The 19,074-nt window shown below is 60.9% G+C and carries 15 protein-coding genes and 1 tRNA gene; 3 read left to right on the forward strand and 13 right to left on the reverse strand.

The genetic code is table 11. From position 1 onward, the window contains the following. Window positions 1-734 precede the first annotated feature (734 nt). Both ELH03_RS17585 and ELH03_RS17590 read left to right on the forward strand, forming a co-directional pair. A complete protein-coding gene (locus ELH03_RS17585; RefSeq protein ID WP_128402986.1) occupies window positions 735-1,049 on the forward strand; it encodes an HNH endonuclease in 315 nt (104 codons plus the stop codon). Window positions 1,050-1,163: 114 nt separating this feature from the next. Further along, window positions 1,164-1,478: a hypothetical protein gene (locus tag ELH03_RS17590; protein WP_128402987.1), complete on the forward strand. Its 315-nt coding sequence runs from the start codon at window positions 1,164-1,166 to the stop codon at window positions 1,476-1,478. 71 nt (window positions 1,479-1,549) lie between these two features. Here ELH03_RS17590 and ELH03_RS17595 read toward each other — a convergent pair whose 3' ends face one another. The 4 genes from ELH03_RS17595 to ELH03_RS17610 all read right to left on the reverse strand — a co-directional run bounded on the left by ELH03_RS17595 (window position 1,550) and on the right by ELH03_RS17610 (window position 6,142). Beyond that, window positions 1,550-1,906 carry a hypothetical protein gene (locus ELH03_RS17595; RefSeq protein ID WP_128411996.1) on the reverse strand — a complete coding sequence of 119 codons (357 nt, stop codon included), beginning with the start codon at window positions 1,904-1,906 and terminating at the stop codon, window positions 1,550-1,552. Between the two features lie 222 nt (window positions 1,907-2,128). Next, a tRNA-Met gene (locus ELH03_RS17600) sits at window positions 2,129-2,205 on the reverse strand. 135 nt (window positions 2,206-2,340) lie between these two features. Then, window positions 2,341-3,540 carry a tRNA 2-thiouridine(34) synthase MnmA gene (gene mnmA / locus ELH03_RS17605; RefSeq protein ID WP_128411997.1) on the reverse strand — a complete coding sequence of 400 codons (1,200 nt, stop codon included), beginning with the start codon at window positions 3,538-3,540 and terminating at the stop codon, window positions 2,341-2,343. 448 nt (window positions 3,541-3,988) lie between these two features. After that, window positions 3,989-6,142, reverse strand: coding sequence for a putative bifunctional diguanylate cyclase/phosphodiesterase (locus tag ELH03_RS17610; RefSeq protein WP_128402990.1), 2,154 nt, complete (start codon window positions 6,140-6,142; stop codon window positions 3,989-3,991). A gap of 163 nt (window positions 6,143-6,305) precedes the next feature. Here ELH03_RS17610 and ELH03_RS17615 point away from each other — a divergent pair, with 163 nt between their 5' ends. Beyond that, the gene (locus tag ELH03_RS17615) at window positions 6,306-6,569 is read left to right on the forward strand and encodes a hypothetical protein (RefSeq protein WP_128402991.1); all 264 of its coding nucleotides are present in this window, start codon (window positions 6,306-6,308) and stop codon (window positions 6,567-6,569) included. 158 nt (window positions 6,570-6,727) lie between these two features. Here the strand turns inward: ELH03_RS17615 and serA are convergent, their stop codons facing one another. The 9 genes from serA to tolB form a co-directional block, all read right to left on the reverse strand. Further along, on the reverse strand, window positions 6,728-8,323 hold the full coding sequence (serA, locus tag ELH03_RS17620; RefSeq protein WP_128402992.1) for a phosphoglycerate dehydrogenase: 1,596 nt from the start codon (window positions 8,321-8,323) through the stop codon (window positions 6,728-6,730). An 82-nt stretch (window positions 8,324-8,405) separates the two neighbouring features. Continuing rightward, the gene (locus tag ELH03_RS17625; RefSeq protein ID WP_128411998.1) at window positions 8,406-9,584 is read right to left on the reverse strand and encodes a phosphoserine transaminase; all 1,179 of its coding nucleotides are present in this window, start codon (window positions 9,582-9,584) and stop codon (window positions 8,406-8,408) included. A gap of 189 nt (window positions 9,585-9,773) precedes the next feature. Further along, window positions 9,774-10,610 carry an outer membrane protein gene (locus ELH03_RS17635; RefSeq protein ID WP_130766539.1) on the reverse strand — a complete coding sequence of 279 codons (837 nt, stop codon included), beginning with the start codon at window positions 10,608-10,610 and terminating at the stop codon, window positions 9,774-9,776. Window positions 10,611-10,873: 263 nt separating this feature from the next. Next, complete coding sequence (glmM, locus tag ELH03_RS17640) at window positions 10,874-12,226, reverse strand: phosphoglucosamine mutase (RefSeq protein ID WP_018068990.1); 1,353 nt, start codon at window positions 12,224-12,226, stop codon at window positions 10,874-10,876. A 241-nt stretch (window positions 12,227-12,467) separates the two neighbouring features. Next, the gene (gene ftsH, locus ELH03_RS17645) at window positions 12,468-14,399 is read right to left on the reverse strand and encodes an ATP-dependent zinc metalloprotease FtsH (RefSeq protein ID WP_017989342.1); all 1,932 of its coding nucleotides are present in this window, start codon (window positions 14,397-14,399) and stop codon (window positions 12,468-12,470) included. A 96-nt stretch (window positions 14,400-14,495) separates the two neighbouring features. Beyond that, window positions 14,496-15,899: a tRNA lysidine(34) synthetase TilS gene (gene tilS, locus ELH03_RS17650; RefSeq protein ID WP_130766540.1), complete on the reverse strand. Its 1,404-nt coding sequence runs from the start codon at window positions 15,897-15,899 to the stop codon at window positions 14,496-14,498. Between the two features lie 11 nt (window positions 15,900-15,910). Continuing rightward, window positions 15,911-16,897: a tol-pal system protein YbgF gene (ybgF, locus tag ELH03_RS17655; protein ID WP_130766541.1), complete on the reverse strand. Its 987-nt coding sequence runs from the start codon at window positions 16,895-16,897 to the stop codon at window positions 15,911-15,913. Window positions 16,898-17,059: 162 nt separating this feature from the next. Then, window positions 17,060-17,593, reverse strand: a complete 534-nt coding sequence (gene pal, locus ELH03_RS17660; RefSeq protein ID WP_027683223.1) for a peptidoglycan-associated lipoprotein Pal — start codon at window positions 17,591-17,593, stop codon at window positions 17,060-17,062. 152 nt (window positions 17,594-17,745) lie between these two features. Then, on the reverse strand, window positions 17,746-19,056 hold the full coding sequence (gene tolB / locus ELH03_RS17665; RefSeq protein WP_130766542.1) for a Tol-Pal system beta propeller repeat protein TolB: 1,311 nt from the start codon (window positions 19,054-19,056) through the stop codon (window positions 17,746-17,748). Window positions 19,057-19,074: the final 18 nt, after the last annotated feature.

The raw sequence follows: 19,074 nt of genomic DNA on the forward strand, positions 1-19,074 counted from the left end.
ACGCCGCTGTTTCCGGGCTACTATCAAATCGAGGCTCAGGTGCGTCTTAGTGGTCTTGCGACAACCGATGCGGTTGTGTTGCAAGCAGCTAAGCCAAGCGGCTGGCCAAGAATATCGATGGATTGGGGCGCTCTGACGGAGCGTGCACGCTCAACATATCTGCGGTGCTGTACCTAACGCCGGTCATCGGTGGAACGAGCGACTCTGTTCAGATTGTTGTTGCCCAGTCGCACGCTTCGGCTGTGCCAATCACGACGGTGGCTGCGTACACGAACCTGTCGATCAGGCGGGTTTAGGCGGCGAGAATGGTAAGGGCGGTCGAGAGGCTACCCTTACCTCAAAGATACGAGTGGAGCTGAATTTAATTAGTCTGGAGGCAATAAAGTATGAAGGCGCCTTAGACCGTTTCTTGCGAGGAATCGAGGTTCAAGTTCTGTCAGCCGCGCCGTCAGCACTTGACAGTAATCGCCTATCTCTTGAACGCTCTCAATGTCAGGCCAGATTTCAGGAAAAGGCTTACTAGTCATAGCGAGATAGCTAGTCTCCGCCTGCACCATCGTCCCGAATACAAAGTCATCGGGGTCGGGGATGCCCTTCTTCGCCGTGATGTCTCTAAATATTGATGAAGCGATCGCATGATCGGCTGACCGCTCCAATTACCAAGACCACCACAGCGCCCCACCGCCTCACCAGCGGTGGGTTTTCCGTCGTGGGGTGTGTGCTATGTTGCTCGCATGAAGACGTCAGTGAAACGACGATACATCCTCGTCCTGTTCGCTAAGCAGGAAGGTCGCCGTTGCTATTGCGACAGGCATGTCATCCTTTCCTATCGGTGGCGCGATCAGCAAAGGCCAGACGCGGCCACGATCGAGCACCTGCAACGGCGAGCCGATGGCGGCAGCGATCATCCCGACAATCTCGCGCTGGCCTGCAAAGAGTGCAACGAAGGGCGCCAAGAGCTAGATTGGCTCACGTACCGATCGCTGAAAGGCGGCGAGATCCATGAATACGTGCGATCCGTGGATCAGGGACCGAGGGCAGCGGAATGAGGCTGCATGTCCTAGGTGGCCGGCGCGCCGGCTGGTGTCTTTCTGGAAGCGCGGAGCCGTTCATCGGAGGTTAATGCTAATTAACCCAGAATCGCAGCCTGAAAGGATGCGCCGATGAATATGCTTTTTGCCCCAATTGCAGCCGTGGTCTTGGCTGCATCTTTCGCCCTGCCGCTAAACGCCGCGCCGATCGTGGTGCCGAACGCAGTACATATGCACACGTCCGACGTCGAGCAGGTCAAACACCGTCGCCACGGTAATGGACATGCGTATGGCCACTGGAAGAAACACCGGTACGCCTACCGCGACTGTCGGTATTACGGCTCGTGCTATCGTCCGCGGTATTACAGCAGTCGCGACTATTACGGTTATCGCGACCATTACCCCTATCGCCGGCGGTCAGGTGTGACTGTGTATTTCGATTTTTAGCCGGCAGTCCCAGGGCGGCGACGTTGGCGCCCCACAAGTGCGCCGTCGGCCTCACCAGCCGGCGGTTTTTGCTATTTTTCGCCAGCCGCCCTGTCCATGGACTCGCGCATTGCTTTCACCTGTGCCCTCACCCGTTTGCGAAGACGAATTCGTGCTTGCATATCCTGCAAGTACGCGTCGCCGGGCCTTTGAGTGATCGGAGCGTGGGTCCATTCGTCCAACAGTGCGAACTCATATGATGGATCGTCTTGCTCGGTAACATTAGCAAATAGTGATGGTGCAAAGTCTTCGATTTTCTTGTCTCGAAGGACGCCCGTTTCTTTGATGGCTTCAAAGAGCTTGAACGCCAAATCAAGTGCAGCGCGCGACCGGGCGTCAGCTATAGCCAAATCTGTTTCGAGTTCTTCTACCCTTTGCTCAAGGTTCACAGTCTGCATCCTCCAACGATTTGGGTCTAATGAAGCATATGAGACGAAGGTCCGCCAGCGAACCCGCGCGCCAACGGTGGGTTTTCCGTGTTGCATCCGTGTTGCAAGTAATAAACTGCAACACGTTGAAAACGCTGAAAATGCGATGTTTTCTGTTGCAACATGCAACACGCCAATTTGGTAGGACGTTTCTGATTTAGCTAATCAAATCAGCTATTTGATTGGTAGCGGAGGAGGGATTTGAACCCCCGACACAAGGATTATGATTCCTCTGCTCTGACCTACTGAGCTACTCCGCCACTGGTCAACGATACCCGCTCGCGAAGCGATGCCGGTTCGTGGGATGAGCGGCTTATAAGGTGCGCTTCGGCTTTGTGTCAAGCGCATGATCGAGAAAAACAGTGGGCTTTGCCGGCCGTCGTTACCTATGGGTTTCAGGCGGCCACGGGGCTGGCCAAAAGGGCCTTCAGGCAGGCTTCCGCCGAAGGTTCGCGCTCGGAACGTTCGATGAAGCCGCCGCCGAAGACGCGGGCGTTGTCGCCGGGAGCGGAATAAAGCGCGCAGGCCTGGCCGGGCGCGATGCCCGCCTCGCCGACTGTCAGATCGACATAGGTGCCTGTTGCATCGATATGCAGGACCGCAGGTGCCGGCGCTCGTGTCGAGCGGACCTTGGCGTAGCAGGCAAAGCCCTTGCCGGACGCGGCTTCCGCAAGCGTCTCATCACCCAGCCAGTTGACGTCGCGCAGGTAGACGCGGTGCGTTTCCAGCGCCTCCTTCGGTCCGACGATGACGCGGCGCGAGCGGGCGTCGAGAAAGACGACGTAGAGCGGCTCGCCGGTGGCGATGCCGATGCCGCGGCGCTGGCCGATCGTGAAGTGCAGGATGCCTTCATGGGTGCCGAGCACGCGGCCGTCGAGATGGACGATTTCGCCGGCGAGCGCCGCATTCGGCCTCAACTTGGTGATGACGTCGGAATATTTGCCCTGCGGCACGAAGCAGATGTCCTGGCTGTCGGCCTTCTTGGCAACGACGAGGCCCATCTCTTCGGCGAGCCTGCGGGTCTCGGCCTTCGGCAGGCCGCCCAGGGGAAAGCGGAGATAATCGATCTGTTCCTGCGTCGTGGCGAAGAGGAAGTAGCTCTGGTCGCGGTCGGCGTCGGCCGGGCGGAAAAGCGCGCGGCGGCCGGGATTTTCGGGCGAAGGGTTCGGTCCCGAGCGAATATAGTGGCCGGTCGCCAGCGCATCGGCGCCAAGCTCCTTGGCGGTCGCCAGCAGATCGGCGAATTTGACGGTCTGGTTGCAGGAAACGCAGGGGATAGGCGTTTCGCCCGCCACATAGCTTTCCGCGAAGGGGTTGATCACGGTCTCGCGAAAGCGTTTTTCGTAATCGAGCACGTAATGCGGGATGCCGAGCGTTTCGCAAACGCGGCGCGCATCGTCAATATCCTGGCCGGCGCAGCAGGAGCCGGCGCGGTGAACAGCGGCGCCATGATCGTAAAGCTGCAGCGTAATGCCGAGCACGTCGTAACCCTGCTGTTTGAGAAGGCCAGCGACAACGGATGAATCGACGCCGCCCGACATGGCGACGACGACACGGGTCTCTTCCGGCTTCTTGTCAAAATCCAGTGTGTTCAACGATGGTGCCAATTCTGCGCGGTCACGATCCGCCCTTGCGCTGCAATTGCGGCGGATTGCTGATCTCCGGCGGGATCGGCCGCCGTCTCTCGATGAGGCACCGATATAGAAAGGATTGTCCTTGGGCGCAAGGGGCAGCCTTCGGGCACCGCTATTTCGCATTCCCGCGTGAAGAGAAGGCGCAGCCAAAGCCGCGCCTTGGAAGCGGGGGTGCGGCTCAGGTGCCGATCAGCTTGTTGCAGGCGAATGCAATGCCCGGATTGGCGATGATGGCGGTTACGAGCGCCAGTCCGATCATCGAGAATGAAAAGCGTTTCATAAACATCCTCCTTTCCAGCCCACGACAATTATGCGGCTTCGCCCGCCTTTCTCAAAATGACGAATGCTTGATGGCATCCGGCGGCATGCATTTCCCCGGAGCCACTTCCCAGCTGTCGCTTAAGCGCTTCTATCTGCGTGACGAAGCCGTCTTCAGAGCGCGGCCGTGGATCAGCGCCTCGGCCTCGTGCTGCGGCATCGGCCGGCCGAGCAGATAGCCCTGCACCTCACTGAAACCTTCGGCGCGCAGCTTCTGCAACTGCTCTTCGGTCTCGATCCCTTCGGCCAGCGTCGTCGCGTTGAAGCCGGAACCGATGCCGACGACGGCGCGCACGATGGCGAGATTGCCGGCATCCGTCTCGATGCCCGAAACGAAGCTGCGGTCGAGCTTGATCTTGTCGAAGGGGAAGGATCTGAGATAGCTCAGCGACGAATAACCGGTGCCGAAATCGTCGATGGCGATGCGGACGCCGAGCTCCTTCAATGCGCGCAGCCGCGGCAGGCTTTGGTCGGCATCAGTCAGGAATACGGACTCGGTGATTTCGATTTCAAGCCGGTCGGCATTGAGGCCCGTCTCGTCGAGCGCCGCGACCACGGTCGAAAGCAGGCTCGCATGCCGAAACTGGCTGACGGAGAGATTAATGGCGATCCTCAGATGGGCGGGCCAGCCGGCGGCCGCACGGCAGGCTTCCCGGATCACCCAGTCGCCGATCGGCACGATGAGGCCGGTTTCCTCGGCGAGCGGAATGAATTCCATCGGCGCCACCAGCCCGCGCTTGGGATGGTGCCAGCGGATCAGCGCCTCGAAGCCGCCGATGCCGTCATTGTCGAGCTGCACGATCGGCTGGTAGTGCAGCTCGAACTGGCGCTTCTCCAGCGCCTCCCACAGTTCGGCGGTCATCACGTGCCGGCGCTCGGCGGCAAGCCGCATCTCCGTCTCGTAGAAACGATAGGTCGAGCGCCCACTCTCCTTGGCGGCATAGAGCGCCAGATCCGCATGCCGCATCAGCACATCCGCGCCACCGGCATGGTCGGGCGCCAAGGCGATGCCGACGCTGCAGGTAACATGCTCCCGGGCGCCGTCGAGATCGAAGGCACGGCTCAGCGCCTTGAGCAGCCGTTGCGCAAAACGCCCGGCCCGCTCCGGCTCGCCGAGCTCCAGCACGACGGCGAATTCGTCGCCGCCGAGACGGGCGACGAGATCGCCCTCCTCCGCCAGCTGAAGCAGCCGCTCCGACACCTGGCAAAGCAGCGCGTCGCCAGCGGCATGTCCCTTGCTGTCATTGATATGCTTGAAGTGATCGACGTCGATATAAAGCAGCGCGATCGGGCTGTCGGCGGTCGCCTCGACCGCCCGCCGGTTGATATGTTTGGAAAATGCCGCCCGGTTCGGCAGGCCGGTGAGCGGATCATGCATGGCGAGATGGGCAAGCTTTGCCTCGACGGCGCGCTCCTCCGTCACGTCCTGCGAGATGCCGAGCAGATAACGCGGCGCATGGCCCTCGGGCGTCGGCAGGGCACGCTTGACGGTGCGCAGGAGGCGCGGCGCACCGTCGGCGCGCAGCATGCTCTCCTCGAAGCTGATCGCCGTATTGGCTTCGAAGGCCCGGCGATCCTGCTCGCGGAAGGCGTCTGTCTGACCGGGGGGAAACAGCGCTCGGTCGGTTCGGCCGACCACGTGCTCCGCCCTCATGCCGACGATGTCGCCGCAGGCCTCGTTGAAGAGAACGTAAAGCCCGTCCGCTTCCATGTCCTTGACGAAGACGCCGACCGGCAGGTTGTCGACGATGCTGTCGAGAAGCGAGCGCGTATCGCTGATCTGGCGTCTGGCGGCATTGACCTCGGTGCGGTCCTGCACGATCGCCAGGATTGCGGCCCGGCCCTCGAAACGCACTTCTCGGCCATAGGTCAGCACTTCGAAGGTCTCGCCACTCGCCTTGAGGTGAACCCAACGCTCCGCCTTTTCCATGTCGGTACGGCCGCTGACGGCGTCGATCATCCGTTCCCGCTCATGCTCAGGGCGGATATCTAGAACCGTCATGCGCCGGTATTCGTCCGCGCCGTAGCCGTAAAGTGCTACCGCCGCCTCGTTGACGATGAGAAAGCGCAGCGATGTCGGATCATAGACCCACATCGGCGACGGATGCGTTGCAAACAATGACCGGAAGTCGTCGTTCGGTACTTCGGTCTGCTCGGTCTTCTGCAAGGGGGCCATGGAATTTCGCGTGCGGTTGATGCCGATGTCAGGGGTATACTGAGAAAAGTTAAATAAAATCAGAATCATACTCAGGGTTAAACTTTAGGCTTCCGCCTTCAGAATGTGCAAAGCGGCGGTCTGCCATCACGATCTCGCCCTCGATAAAATAATTTGGGCGTCATGGAACAATTCCGTCGATCGTGCGTTGCGGGCTGATCGATGTCGCATTCGAATTGCTGAGGAGGGTTTCATGGGCAGGTTCGGCACGACGACGGATTACAGCAGAATCAGACATTGGATCGAGGCGCGCGGCGGCCATCCCGCCCGTATCAAGAACGCACCGGACAGCGAAACCGTCCGCGTCGATTTTTCCTCGGAACCGGAAGAGATTTCCTGGGACGAATTCTTTCAGGGCCTCGACGGCAGCAGGCTCGCCTTCCTTCACCGCACGAAGGCTGAAGACGATGCCGCCCGTTTCGGCAAAATCCTCCGCCGGAAACGCCGGCACCACTAATGCATGTCGCCCAAAAGTGTGCAGCGGTTTTGGGATCACGACATGCATCAAATAAAGACTTAAAGCGCGACGCGCTTTAAGATTCATCGGTTCCTGACACGGAAAAAACCCGGCGCCGTTTCCAGCGCCGGGTTTTTCATTTCCTCGTGAGGAAAAACTCAGTCGATATTGAAGGTCAGCGGCTTTGCCTGGCGGATCGCCTGGTTGGCCGTCAACTCAGCCAGCACGGCGTCATCAACCTTGCCGTCGACATAGAGCAGCGCGATGGCGTCACCGCCTTGCTTGTCGCGGCCGAGCTGGAAGTTGGCGATGTTGACGCCAGCAGCACCAAGCGTCGTGCCGATGAAGCCGATCATACCGGGAACGTCTGTATTGGTGATGTAGATCATGTGCGAGCCGACATCGGCATCGAGGTTGATACCCTTGATCTGGATGAAGCGCGGCTTGCCGTCCGAAAACACCGTGCCGGCGACCGAGCGCGTCATGCTTTCGGTGGTCACCGTCAGCTTGATATAGCCGTCGAAGACGCCTGTCTTGTCGCGCTTGACCTCGGAAAGAACGATGCCCTTTTCCTTGATCATGATCGGCGCCGAAACCATGTTGACGTCGGCGACCTGCGGACGGATGAGGCCGGCGAGCACAGCACTCGTCAGCGCCCGCGTGTTCATGTTGGCGGTGATGCCGTCATAGAGGATTTCGATTTCCTTGATCGGCTCTTCGGTGACCTGGCCGACGAAAGCGCCGAGAACATCGGCAAGGCGGATGAAGGGCTTCAGGATCGGCGCTTCCTCAGCCGTGATCGACGGCATGTTGATAGCGTTGGAGACCGCACCATTGACGAGGTAGTCCGCCATCTGTTCGGCCACCTGCAAAGCGACGTTCTCCTGCGCCTCAGTCGTCGAGGCGCCGAGATGCGGCGTGCAGACGACGTTCGGCAGGCCGAAGAGCGGGCTTTCCTTGGCTGGCTCGACCTCGAACACGTCGAAGGCGGCACCCGCGACATGGCCCGACTTGATCGCTTCGGCAAGCGCTGCCTCATCGACCAGGCCACCGCGGGCGCAGTTGATGATGCGAACGCCCGGCTTGGTCTTTGCCAGTGCTTCCTTGTTGAGGATGCCGCGCGTCTTGTCGGTCATCGGCACATGCAGCGTGATGAAATCGGCCCGTGCGAAAAGCTCTTCGAGTTCGACCTTGGTGACGCCCATCTCCTCGGCGCGCTCCTTGGACAGGAACGGATCGTAAGCGACGACGTGCATCTTGAGGCCGATGGCGCGGGCACAGACGATCGAGCCGATATTGCCGGCACCGATGACGCCGAGCGTCTTGCCGGTGATCTCGACGCCCATGAATTTCGACTTCTCCCACTTGCCGGCCTGCGTCGAGGTATCGGCCGCCGGAAGCTGGCGGGCGACGGCGAACATCAGCGCGATGGCGTGTTCGGCTGTCGTGATCGAGTTGCCGAAGGGCGTGTTCATGACGATGATGCCGCGGCGCGAAGCGGCCGGGATATCGACATTGTCGACGCCGATGCCGGCACGGCCGACGACCTTGAGGTTCGTCGCCCCCTCGATGATCTTTTCCGTCACCTTGGTGGCGGAGCGGATGGCCAGGCCATCATACTTGCCGATGACTTCGAGCAGACGGTCTTTGTCCTTGCCGAGCTGCGGTTCGAAATCGACTTCGACGCCGCGGTCGCGGAAGATCTGGACGGCGGTTTCCGACAATTCGTCGGATACGAGAACGCGAGGTGCCATGAGGGCCTCCTTCAAAAGTGTTCAGCGATGGATGAATCAGGAATGCTGGGCTCCGCCCTGTGGCGGAGCCGATGCGATCACCTCAGGCGGCAGCCTGATTAAGCTGCGCCTTCTGCGTTTCGAAGGCCCAGGAAAGCCAGGGCATCAGCTTCTGCATGTCGGATGCCTCGATCGTGGCGCCGGCCCAGATACGCAGGCCGGACGGCGCGTCGCGGTAGTGGCCGACGTCATAGGCGACACCTTCCTTTTCCAGGAGGCCGACCAGAGCCTTGGCGAAATTCGCCTGGCCGTCGTCGTCGAGAGCTGCGATGTCCTTGTCGACGATCTTCAGGCAGACGGAGGTGTTGGAGGCCGTCTCCGCCTTGACGGCGAGATTGGCGATCCAGTCGTTTGCCGCAACGAAATCGTGGATGACCTTGGCATTGGCATCGGCACGGGCGATCAGCCCCTTGAGGCCGCCGAGCTGCTTGGCCCAGACAAGCGCATCGATATAGTCCTCGACGCAGAGCATCGAAGGCGTGTTGATCGTCTCGCCCTGGAAGATACCTTCCGTCAGCTTGCCGCCCGAGGTCATGCGGAAGATCTTCGGCAGCGGCCATGCCGGCGTGTAGGTGACCACACGCTCGACGGCGCGCGGCGAGAGAATGATGACACCGTGGGCACCCTCGCCGCCCAGAACCTTCTGCCAGGAGAAGGTGACGACGTCGAGCTTGGCGAAATCGAGTTCCTGTGCGAAAGCGGCCGAGGTGGCGTCGCAGATCGTCAGGCCCTTGCGGTCGGCCGGGATGAAATCGGCATTCGGAACGCGCACGCCCGAGGTGGTGCCGTTCCAGGTGAAGACGACGTCGCGGTCGAAATCGACGGCGGAAAGATCGGGAAGCTCGCCGTAACCGGCTTCGAGCTTGCGCACATCCTTGAGCTTCAGCTGCTTCACGACATCGGTGACCCAGCCGGCGCCGAAGCTTTCCCAGGCGAGCATGTCGACGCCGCGTTCGCCGAGCAGCGACCAGAGCGCCATTTCGACGGCGCCGGTGTCGGATGCCGGAACGATGCCGATGCGGTAGTCCGCCGGCACTTCAAGAATTTCACGGGTAAGGTCGATGGCCTGCTTGAGCTTGGTCTTGCCGACCTTCGCGCGGTGCGAACGGCCAAGGGCCGCGTCGGAAAGGGCTTCGAGCGACCAACCGGGGCGCTTCGAGCAAGGGCCAGAAGAAAAATGGGTATTGTGCGGACGGATGTCCGGCTTTGCGGTCTTCGCCATGATGCTATCCTCTCAGATAGAAAGCCCTTCGTTGGGGAAGGGTGTCCCGCCGCCGTGTGTATGGATCTGGCGCGTCATAGTCAAGATCGAAGTGTCGCGGGCGGAACATATTTTGCCGCAGGGCGGTAGGGCCGCAAAACGAAAAAGCCGCCCGGTTGGGGGCGGCTTTCAGATGTCTGGGGATTGGACTTACTTGTAGACAGGCTGCTGCAGCGGGATTTCCGGCGGCGGTTCGTAGCTCGCCTGGGCGCAGCCGCCGAAGAGATAGCGGGCGCCGACGCGGGCCTCGTGGGCGCTCAGACCCTTGTCGCGGCCCGGGCCGCCATTTTCGGCATAGCCGAACATGTTGCCGCCATCGATATGCAGGTAACGGTAGCCGACATCGGCCTTGATGTTGCAGGTCACGTCGATCGAAGCGCCGGCCATGAGGGCGTAGGTGAAGCGCCAGTTGCCCTTGCCGCCGTGGGTGACCTGGTCGTCGCAGAAGCTGCCGTCATCGGCGCAGGCGACGTTGCGCAGGTTCTTCCATTTCACGTAGGAACCACCGATACCGGCGCCGACATAGGGCGTGACGTAGCCGTAGGTGCCAAGATCGACATAGGCGTTGGCGAGCAGCGTATAGGCTGTCAGCGAAGAGCGGTCGCTCGAGGTGCAGTCCACCAGCGGAAAGCCGCACTGCCCGACTGTCGAGCCCTTGAAATCCGCCTGGGTGAGATAGTCGAAGGTCAGATCGGTGCGCAGGTAGCTGTTGATCTGATAACCGACACCGCCGCCGACCGTCCATGCGTCGTCCAGGTCGGCACGGTCGAAATCGACTTCCGTGGCGTTGCTGCCCTGGAAATAGCGGGCGCCGCGCAGATCGGTGAAGGCATAACCGACATCGCCGCGTAGATACCAGCCGGTCGCTTCGGTGACCGTCACCTCGGGCGGCTGCTCCGGGATAGGCTCGGCAGGGGCGAGGTCCGCGGAATAGGCGTTTGTCGCGATCAACAATGCGGCGAAGATGCCGGACAAGCTTCTTTTCATGGATCCCACTCCAAAATCCGTTGCGTCGGCAGGCTCAGTCGCTGCCAATCTGGTACGCTTCGTATGGATAATGAATGGGAAACGTTAAAAGCTGCTTAACCACGAATATTTACCTTGATGCCAGGCATCAAGGCGGCCCGAAACATAGATCGGTTTGGATCATGGGGATGGCTTGGCCGCGACGATCAGCTCAAAATAGTCAGCATGCATAACGAAAAAGCCGGCGCTTGCGCACCGGCTCTTGAAATTCCGTCCCTAAAAAATCAGGCGGCGGTCCGGACGTTCGAGATCGTGCCGATCAGCTCGTTGACGATGCGCTCGATCTGAGCGCGATCGTCGCCCTCGGCCATGACGCGGATCAGCGGCTCGGTGCCCGAGGGGCGGATGACGAGGCGGCCATTCCTGGCGAGTTCGGCTTCGGCATCGGCGATCGCCTTCTGCACCTGGATATCCTCCAGCGGCTTGCCGCCACTGATACGGACATTGCGCAGGAGCTGCGGCACCGGCTCGAAGCGGCGGCAGACCTCGCTGACGGTCCGGCCGGTGCGCTTGACCGCGGCCAGGATCTGCAGCGCCGCGACGAGACCGTCGCCGGTCGTGCCGTAATCCGAAAGCACGATATGGCCGGACTGCTCGCCGCCGACATTGTAATTGTGCTGGCGCATATGCTCGACGACGTAGCGGTCGCCGACCCGTGTGCGGGCAAGCGCCATGCCGCGCTCATCGAGGAAGCGCTCGAGGCCGAGATTGGACATCACGGTGGCGACGATGCCGTTGCCGCGCAGCTGCTGGCTCTCGGCCCAGCTTTCGGCGATGACGGCCATCAGCTGGTCGCCGTCGACGATCGAACCGTTCTCGTCGACGATGATAACGCGGTCCGCGTCACCGTCGAGCGCGATACCGATATCGGCGCGAACCTCGTCGACCTTCTTCTGCAGCGCAACGGGGCTGGTGGACCCGCAATTGAGATTGATGTTGGTGCCATTCGGCTCGTTGCCGATGGTGACGACCTCGGCGCCGAGTTCCCAGAGCACGGCGGGTGCCACCTTGTAGGCAGCACCATTGGCACAATCGATCGCGATCCTCAGACCCTGCAACGTCACGTCGCGCGGCAGCGTGCGCTTGGCATGTTCGATATAGCGGTCATGCACCCCGTCGACGCGCTTGGCGCGGCCGATGTCGTCGGATTTGGCAAGCTGGGCATTCAGATCCTTTTCGAGCAGATCCTCGATCTCGGCCTCGATGTCGTCGGACAGCTTGTAACCGTCAGGACCGAAAAGCTTGATGCCGTTATCCTCGTAAGGATTGTGCGACGCCGAGATCATCACGCCGAGATCGGCGCGCAGCGAGCGCGTCAGCATGGCAACAGCAGGTGTCGGGATCGGGCCGAGGATGAAGGCATCGAGACCAGCAGCCGTGAAGCCCGCGACCATGGCGTTCTCAAGCATATAGCCGGAAAGGCGCGTATCCTTGCCGATAACGACGCGATGGCGATGGTTGCCACGGCGGAAGATCGTGCCGGCGGCAATGCCGACCCGCATGGCGAGATCCGGCGTCATCGGGAAGACATTGGATTGGCCGCGAATGCCGTCCGTACCGAAATAGCGTCTTTTCATCTGCACTCCTGCGCTTTCCGCGCGCCATTCAAGGCAGCGCACCGTTCCAAGCGAATCCGGCTTCAGTGAATTGTCGTCAATCCACGAGCGTGATTCATGCTTGCCTCAATTCAGCGGAATGCCACAAAATGCGGCGATCAGCACGTAAATTAGCAAGAAAAATGATTATATCCCGTTACCAATAGAAAAGGCCGGATCTCCCACTTCGGAAATCCGGCCTTGTTCGGGTTAGTGCCGCTGTTCAATGCGGCTGCGGTTCGAGGCCGCCTTCGGGCTCATCACCCTTGGTGGCAGGCCGTGCGCCGGCCTTCGGAACAGCCGAGCCACGGCTCGGCGGCGAATCATCGCCGAGATCGCGAGAAGGCTTTTCACCGCGGATCAGCGCCTTGATCTCCTCGCCGGTCAGCGTCTCGTATTCGAGCAGACCCTCGGCAAGAGCGACGAATTCGTCGTGCTTTTCCGTCAGGATCGTGCGGGCCTGGGTATAGGCTTCGTCAATCAGGCGGCGCACTTCATTGTCGATCTTCTGCGCGGTTGCTTCCGAAACATTCTTCGACTGCGAAACCGAGTGGCCGAGGAAGACTTCCTGCTGGTTCTCGCCATAGGCGACCTGACCAAGCTGATCGGAGAAGCCCCACTGCGTGACCATGGCGCGGGCAAGCTTGGTGGCCTGCTCGATGTCGGAAGAGGCACCCGACGTGATGTTCTCCTTGCCGAAGGTGAGCTCCTCGGCAACGCGGCCGCCCATCATGATGCAAAGACGCGAGACCATCCACTTGTAGCTCATCGAATAGCGATCGCCCTCGGGAAGCTGCATGACCATGCCAAGCGCACGGCCGCGCGGAATGATCGTCGCCTTGTGCAGCGGATCGGCGACGGCGACATTGAGCGCGGTGATGGCGTGTCCGGCCTCATGGTAAGCGGTGAGCTTCTTTTCCGCCTCGGTCATCGCCGAGGAACGGCGCTCGGCGCCCATCATGATCTTGTCCTTGGCGTCCTCGAATTCCTGCATGGTGACGACACGCTTGTTGCGGCGGGCGGCCATCAGGGCGGCTTCGTTGACAAGGTTCATCAGGTCGGCGCCGGAGAAACCGGGCGTGCCGCGGGCGAGAATCTTGAGATCGACGTTCGGCGCCAGCGGAACGTTGCGCGCATGCACCTTGAGGATACGCTCGCGGCCAACGATGTCGGGGTTCGGCACGACGACCTGACGGTCGAAACGGCCGGGACGCAGCAGCGCCGGATCGAGCACGTCGGGGCGGTTGGTGGCGGCGATCAGGATCACGCCTTCATTCGCCTCGAAGCCGTCCATTTCGACCAGCAGCTGGTTCAGCGTCTGCTCGCGTTCGTCGTTGCCGCCGCCGAGACCGGCGCCGCGATGGCGGCCGACGGCATCGATTTCGTCGATGAAGATGATGCAGGGCGCATTCTTCTTAGCCTGCTCGAACATATCACGCACGCGGCTTGCACCGACGCCGACGAACATTTCGACGAAGTCGGAGCCCGAAATGGTGAAGAAGGGCACATTGGCTTCGCCGGCAACCGAGCGAGCGAGCAGCGTCTTGCCGGTGCCCGGAGGGCCGACGAGCAGCACGCCGCGCGGGATCTTGCCGCCGAGACGCTGGAACTTCTGCGGATCACGCAGGAATTCGACGATTTCTTCGAGATCCTGCTTTGCCTCGTCGACACCGGCGACGTCTTCGAAAGTCACGCGGCCATGCGCTTCGGTCAAAAGCTTGGCCTTGGACTTGCCGAAGCCCATCGCGCCGCGTGAGCCGCCTTGCATCTGCCGCATGAAGAACAGCCAGACGCCGAGAATCAGAAGCATCGGCAAAAGCGTGCCGAGATAGCTGAGGAAACCCGAAGAGCCGTCCGTTTCAGGACGGGCGGAAACCAGGACATTCTTCGACTGCAGGCGATCGAGCAGACTGTCGTCGATCACAGGCGAATAGGTCTGGAAGGTGGTGCCATTTTCAACATAGCTTCCGGAGAGACGGTTACCCGTGACCACGACGTCCTTCACGCGGCCCGCATCGACCTCACGCAGAAACTGCGAATAAGGGATTTCGCGGGAGCCCGTCTGCGCCGGCGCCGTCTGAAACATACTGAAAAGGGCGATCAGCAGAAGCGCTATGATCGCCCACAAGGCGAAATTACGTAAGTTAGGGTTCATTGAACTCCCCAGCATGGAACAGCCGCCTCATGGCGACCGTCTTATTCGTTTCTAACATAGGGTTGCGCCGCGCGATTGCCAAGGCGACACCCCAGGTCAGATGGTTTTTCCGTCAATACTTCTTAAAGGCAGCCTCGCATAGGGCGCCGTCGCGAAAACCGCCGAAAGCCTATTGGCAAAGATGAAGTCAAATCGTGTCAAAAAGCGGTCGAAGGGTGCGAAATAGGGTGTTAGTTCGACCATGCGGGCGGATTCCTCAGATAAAAGGCTCTCTTCGGCGGATAACGCCGGCGCCGAAGCGATAGCACGCTTCCATGCGCTCTTGGGAAGGCGCTGCACACACTCCCTCATTCCTGTGTTCGTCACCGGAATCCAATCACCGCGCGTCTCCGCGGTGATTAACTCAATAAAGCGTGAAGTGTCTTGCGTGTGTGCAGCGGCGGCCTGGATTTCAATTGATGCGGCCGACCCATTGCGCGCATAAAACCTGCCATCCCAAACCCCGGCCTCTCCCCGCCGCAATACCAAAGGCGATATCCCCCGGCTCTCGCGCGCCAAATAGAGCCCGTCATGCCGCAGGTCGAAGACTACCCTGCCAGCGGTCATCCGTCCCGGCTTGCTGCCGGTGGCAAATGCAAGGATACGCTCCATATGCCCCCTCCCCGGCGCAAACGGCTGCCCACCGAAAACGGCTGCCAGACGGGCGAGTGCATAATCGAGGACTGCGCGATCCTGCGGCAATCCATCAGGCATCACCTGCCCGAGCAGGCCGCCGTGAAGCCGGAAGTGACGATCCAGCCATTCGGCTCCTCTGGACGACAGTGCCAGCCGCTCCTCCCAAGCCGCGCTAATATCCTTCTCCATACCTGCATCGGCCGAAAGCTGCCGGCGCATCCGCACGCGCTCGTACTTCGTATCCTCGTTGCTGGGATCGTCGATCCACGGCACACCCCGCTCTTTCAGGAAAGCGCGGATATCTGCCCGGGTAGAAAAAAGAAGCGGCCGTAAAATCCAGAAACGCCGGTCAAAGAGCACCGCATCTGCAATACCGCTCGAAACCTGCTCTGTTCGCATCTCGCGCATCTGCAGCGTTTCGCGCTGGTCGTCGAGTGTATGCCCCGTGACGATGAGATCGGCTTTGATGTCTGTGGCGGCGGTCGCAAGCAAGCCATATCGTGCCTCTCGGGCCGCAGCCATGATGCCGGTTTTCGGCTTGTCGCCCTGCCAGATCACGATGGTGTGGGGAATGCCGAGCGATGCGCAGAGGGCTGCGACTTCACGCGCCTCGTCAGCAGAGCCGGCGCGCAACGCATGATCGACGGTTGCAGCGCAAAGGGAAATCTTGAGGTGGGGCACGGCCCTTACGGCTTGATCGAGAAGAAGAAGCAGGCCGGTGGAATCGCTGCCGCCTGATATCGCGACGAGAATGCGCGCAGGCCTTTGAAGCGACGTGAGAAACTGGTGGATCGCCAGTTGAGGCGATGTTGGTTCCGGAGACATTCCGGAAGACCTTAGCAGGCGAGGCGCTTCTGTTCGCTCGCAACCTTGCTTATGACGGCACGCGAAGCCTTCGGATAACGCTTCGAGACTTCGCGCAGCGTCGCACAGGCCGTCTCGGTATTGTCGAGGGCGGCAAGCGACATGCCGAGCTTCAGCAGCATTTCCGGCGCCTTTTCCGATGTCCCGTATTTCTGGTGCGCATTGAGGAAGGTCTTGGCCGCCTCATTGTACTTACCCTGCGAATAAAGCGCTTCGCCGAGCCAGAAATTGGCGTCCGCCGACCGCGCGCTGCTCGGGTAGCGGGTGATGTACTGCGTGAATTCCTGTTCGGCCGTGCTGTAATCGCCGGATAGTACGTGGCCATAGGCGGCCTTGTACTGATCGGCCTCGCTGCCGAGCGAGGCGGTCTGCTGCGGCGTTTTGGTGTTGGCATCGGGAATCGGCCCGGAACCGATTGTGGCATTTTCATCGACGCTTCCGCCGATCGGATTGCCGCTCTGATCGAAATCGATCGAGCCGAGCTCCTTCGGCGGCTGGCCGAGGCCGCTATTCTCAGGCACGCTGGTGGAGGGAGCCGTTTCGGCTCCCTGCGGTGCTTGGATCACCTTGGCGATGTCGTCGCCGCCGGAGGCGGCCGGAGCGGCATCGGTCTCGCTCTTCTTGACAGGAGCCTTGGCGGCACCGCCAGCACCCGTCTTTTCGAGCTGCTGGAAGCGGAATTCATTGTCTTCCTGCTGCTTGCGGATCGTCTCCTGCATCTGCAGAAGCTGAAAGCTCATCTCTTCGATCCGGCCGTTCAACTGCCGCAGCTGCTCTTCGAGCTGCTGCACGCGGACCTCCGCGTCGCCGCTCTGCACTTTGACAACGGGCGGCGCCGCCTGGTTTTCCGCGGATCGGCCGCCGAGATGTAGCCCGAAGAACGAGGCGGAATAGGCCACTCGTTCGCTTCCGGTCACAGCCGCGAGGCACAGCATGCCTGCCACGACAAGTTTCTTCATATGTATCGTCCTGTCCCAGTGATTCTTCGCACCTCGATGGCACGAACAGGAGATTTTTCCAATTGCTTTCAAAAAGCAACGGAGTCTGGCCAAAGTGTGGTCAAAAAGAAAAGGCGGCCCCTGATGGGACCGCCCGTCGAAAAAGCGAACTGTTGCCGGAAGTTACATGCCGGCGCCGCCGAGCACGGTAACCGCGCGGCGGTTCTGCGACCAGCAGGAAATATCGTCGCAGACGGCGACCGGACGTTCCTTGCCGTAGGAAATCGTCTTCAGGCGCTGCGCCGGGACGCCGCGCGAAGCGAGATAGTCCTTGGCGGCAGCCGCACGGCGAGCGCCAAGCGCGAGGTTATATTCGCGCGTGCCGCGTTCGTCGGCATGGCCTTCGACGGTGATCTGGTAGTTCGGGTAGCGACCGAGCCACTGGGCCTGACGGTCGAGCGTCTGCGAAGCATCGGCGCGGATCGACGAGGAGTCGGTATCGAAGAAGATGCGGTCGCCGACATTGACCGTGAAGTCCTGGGCCGAGCCCGGCGTTGCAGCGCCGCCAGCACCGGTGCCGAGGCCGAGGTCGCCGGCGCTGTTCGGCGGCTTCTTGGCGCAGCTTGCGAGCGCGAGGCCGGCGATAAGCGCGATCATGACGGGGTTGCGGGCGAAATTCTGCATGCGGCTCATTGCCGGGGTATGAATTCGGCTCATGGCCGGTCTCCTTGCGATTTCATCAGGGTTTCCGGACAGTAACCGCACTCGGTTAACCGCCCCTCAAAGATTATGGTTAACGATTTGCTGCTTTGTCCCTTGGTCGCTCGGTTCCATGACTTTGGGGCGACAAGAAGGCGGCAGCGCATCGCCTACTCCAGAAGCGGCGACCAGGCCGGGTCGGAACCGTAGGTCGGCGTCTTCACGAGTTGCTCGTTGTAACCGGTCAGATCGATCGAATAGAGCTGCGGACCTCCCGATCCCGCCGCCTGGCGGAAGAACATCAGAACGCGGCCGTTTGGCGCCCAGGTCGGCCCCTCATTGTGGAAGCCGGTTGTCAGGATGCGTTCGCCCGAACCATCCGGCTTCATCACGCCGATCGAGAACTTGCCGCCGGCCTGCTTGGTGAAGGCGATGAGATCGCCGCGCGGCGACCAGACCGGCGTTGAATAGGAGCCGTCGCCGAAGGAAATGCGGGTCTGGCCCGAGCCATCGGCATTCATCACATAAATCTGCGGCTTTCCGCCGCGGTCGCTCTCGAAGCTGACCCGCGCACCATCAGGCGAATAGGAGGGCGAGGTGTCGATCGCCGCCGTCGAGGTCAACCGCGTCGTCGTGCGCGAACGCAGGTCCATCGTATAGATATTGGAATTGGCATCCTGCTGCAGGCTCATGATCACCTTCTGACCATCAGGCGAAAAGCGCGGCGAAAATGTCATGCCGGGGAAATTGCCGACGACTTCGCGCTGCCCGGTTTCGAGCTGCAGCAGATAGACGCGCGGCTGCTGGTTGGCAAAGGACATGTAGGTGACTTCCTGCCGGCTCGGCGAGAAGCGCGGCGTCAGTACGAGATCACTGCCATCCGTCAGCATCCGCACGTTGAAGCCATCCTGATCCATGATCGCCAGCTGGCGCTTGCGCTGCTGCTTGGTGCCGGATTCGGAGACGAAGACGACGCGCGTGTCGAAATAGCCCTCTTCCCCGGTAATCTGCTTGTAGATCGCATCGGCAATGATGTGGGCGACGCGACGCCAGTTCTCCGGCTGCGTATAGAACTGCTGACCAGACATCTGCTGTCCGGCAAAGGTATCCCAGAGGCGGAATTCGGCGCGAAGGCGGCCGTCCGCTTCCTGGGTAACCCGTCCGGTGACCAGCGCTTGCGCGTTAATAACCTTCCAGTCCTCGAAACGTGGCGCAGCGTCGGGATTCGCAATCTTCTCGATGAAGGCGGTCTTGCTGATCGGAGCAAACAGGCCGGAACGCTGCAAGTCCGCGGCAATCACTTGCGAGACCTGGGCGCCCATGTCGCCCTGCAGGAAGTCAGTCACCGCAATCGGCAGCGGCTGGACATTACCCTTGTTGATGTTGATTTCGACGAGCGCGTTCGCTGGCGATGCAACAAGAGCGGCGGCAGCCATGCCGACGGCGACTACGAGCGCGCGGATAAGGGAACACTTGACCATATCAAACAAGCCTTTCAG

Origin of the sequence: Rhizobium beringeri (assembly GCF_004306515.1) — a bacterium.
Taxonomy (GTDB): Bacteria; Pseudomonadota; Alphaproteobacteria; order Rhizobiales; family Rhizobiaceae; genus Rhizobium; species Rhizobium beringeri.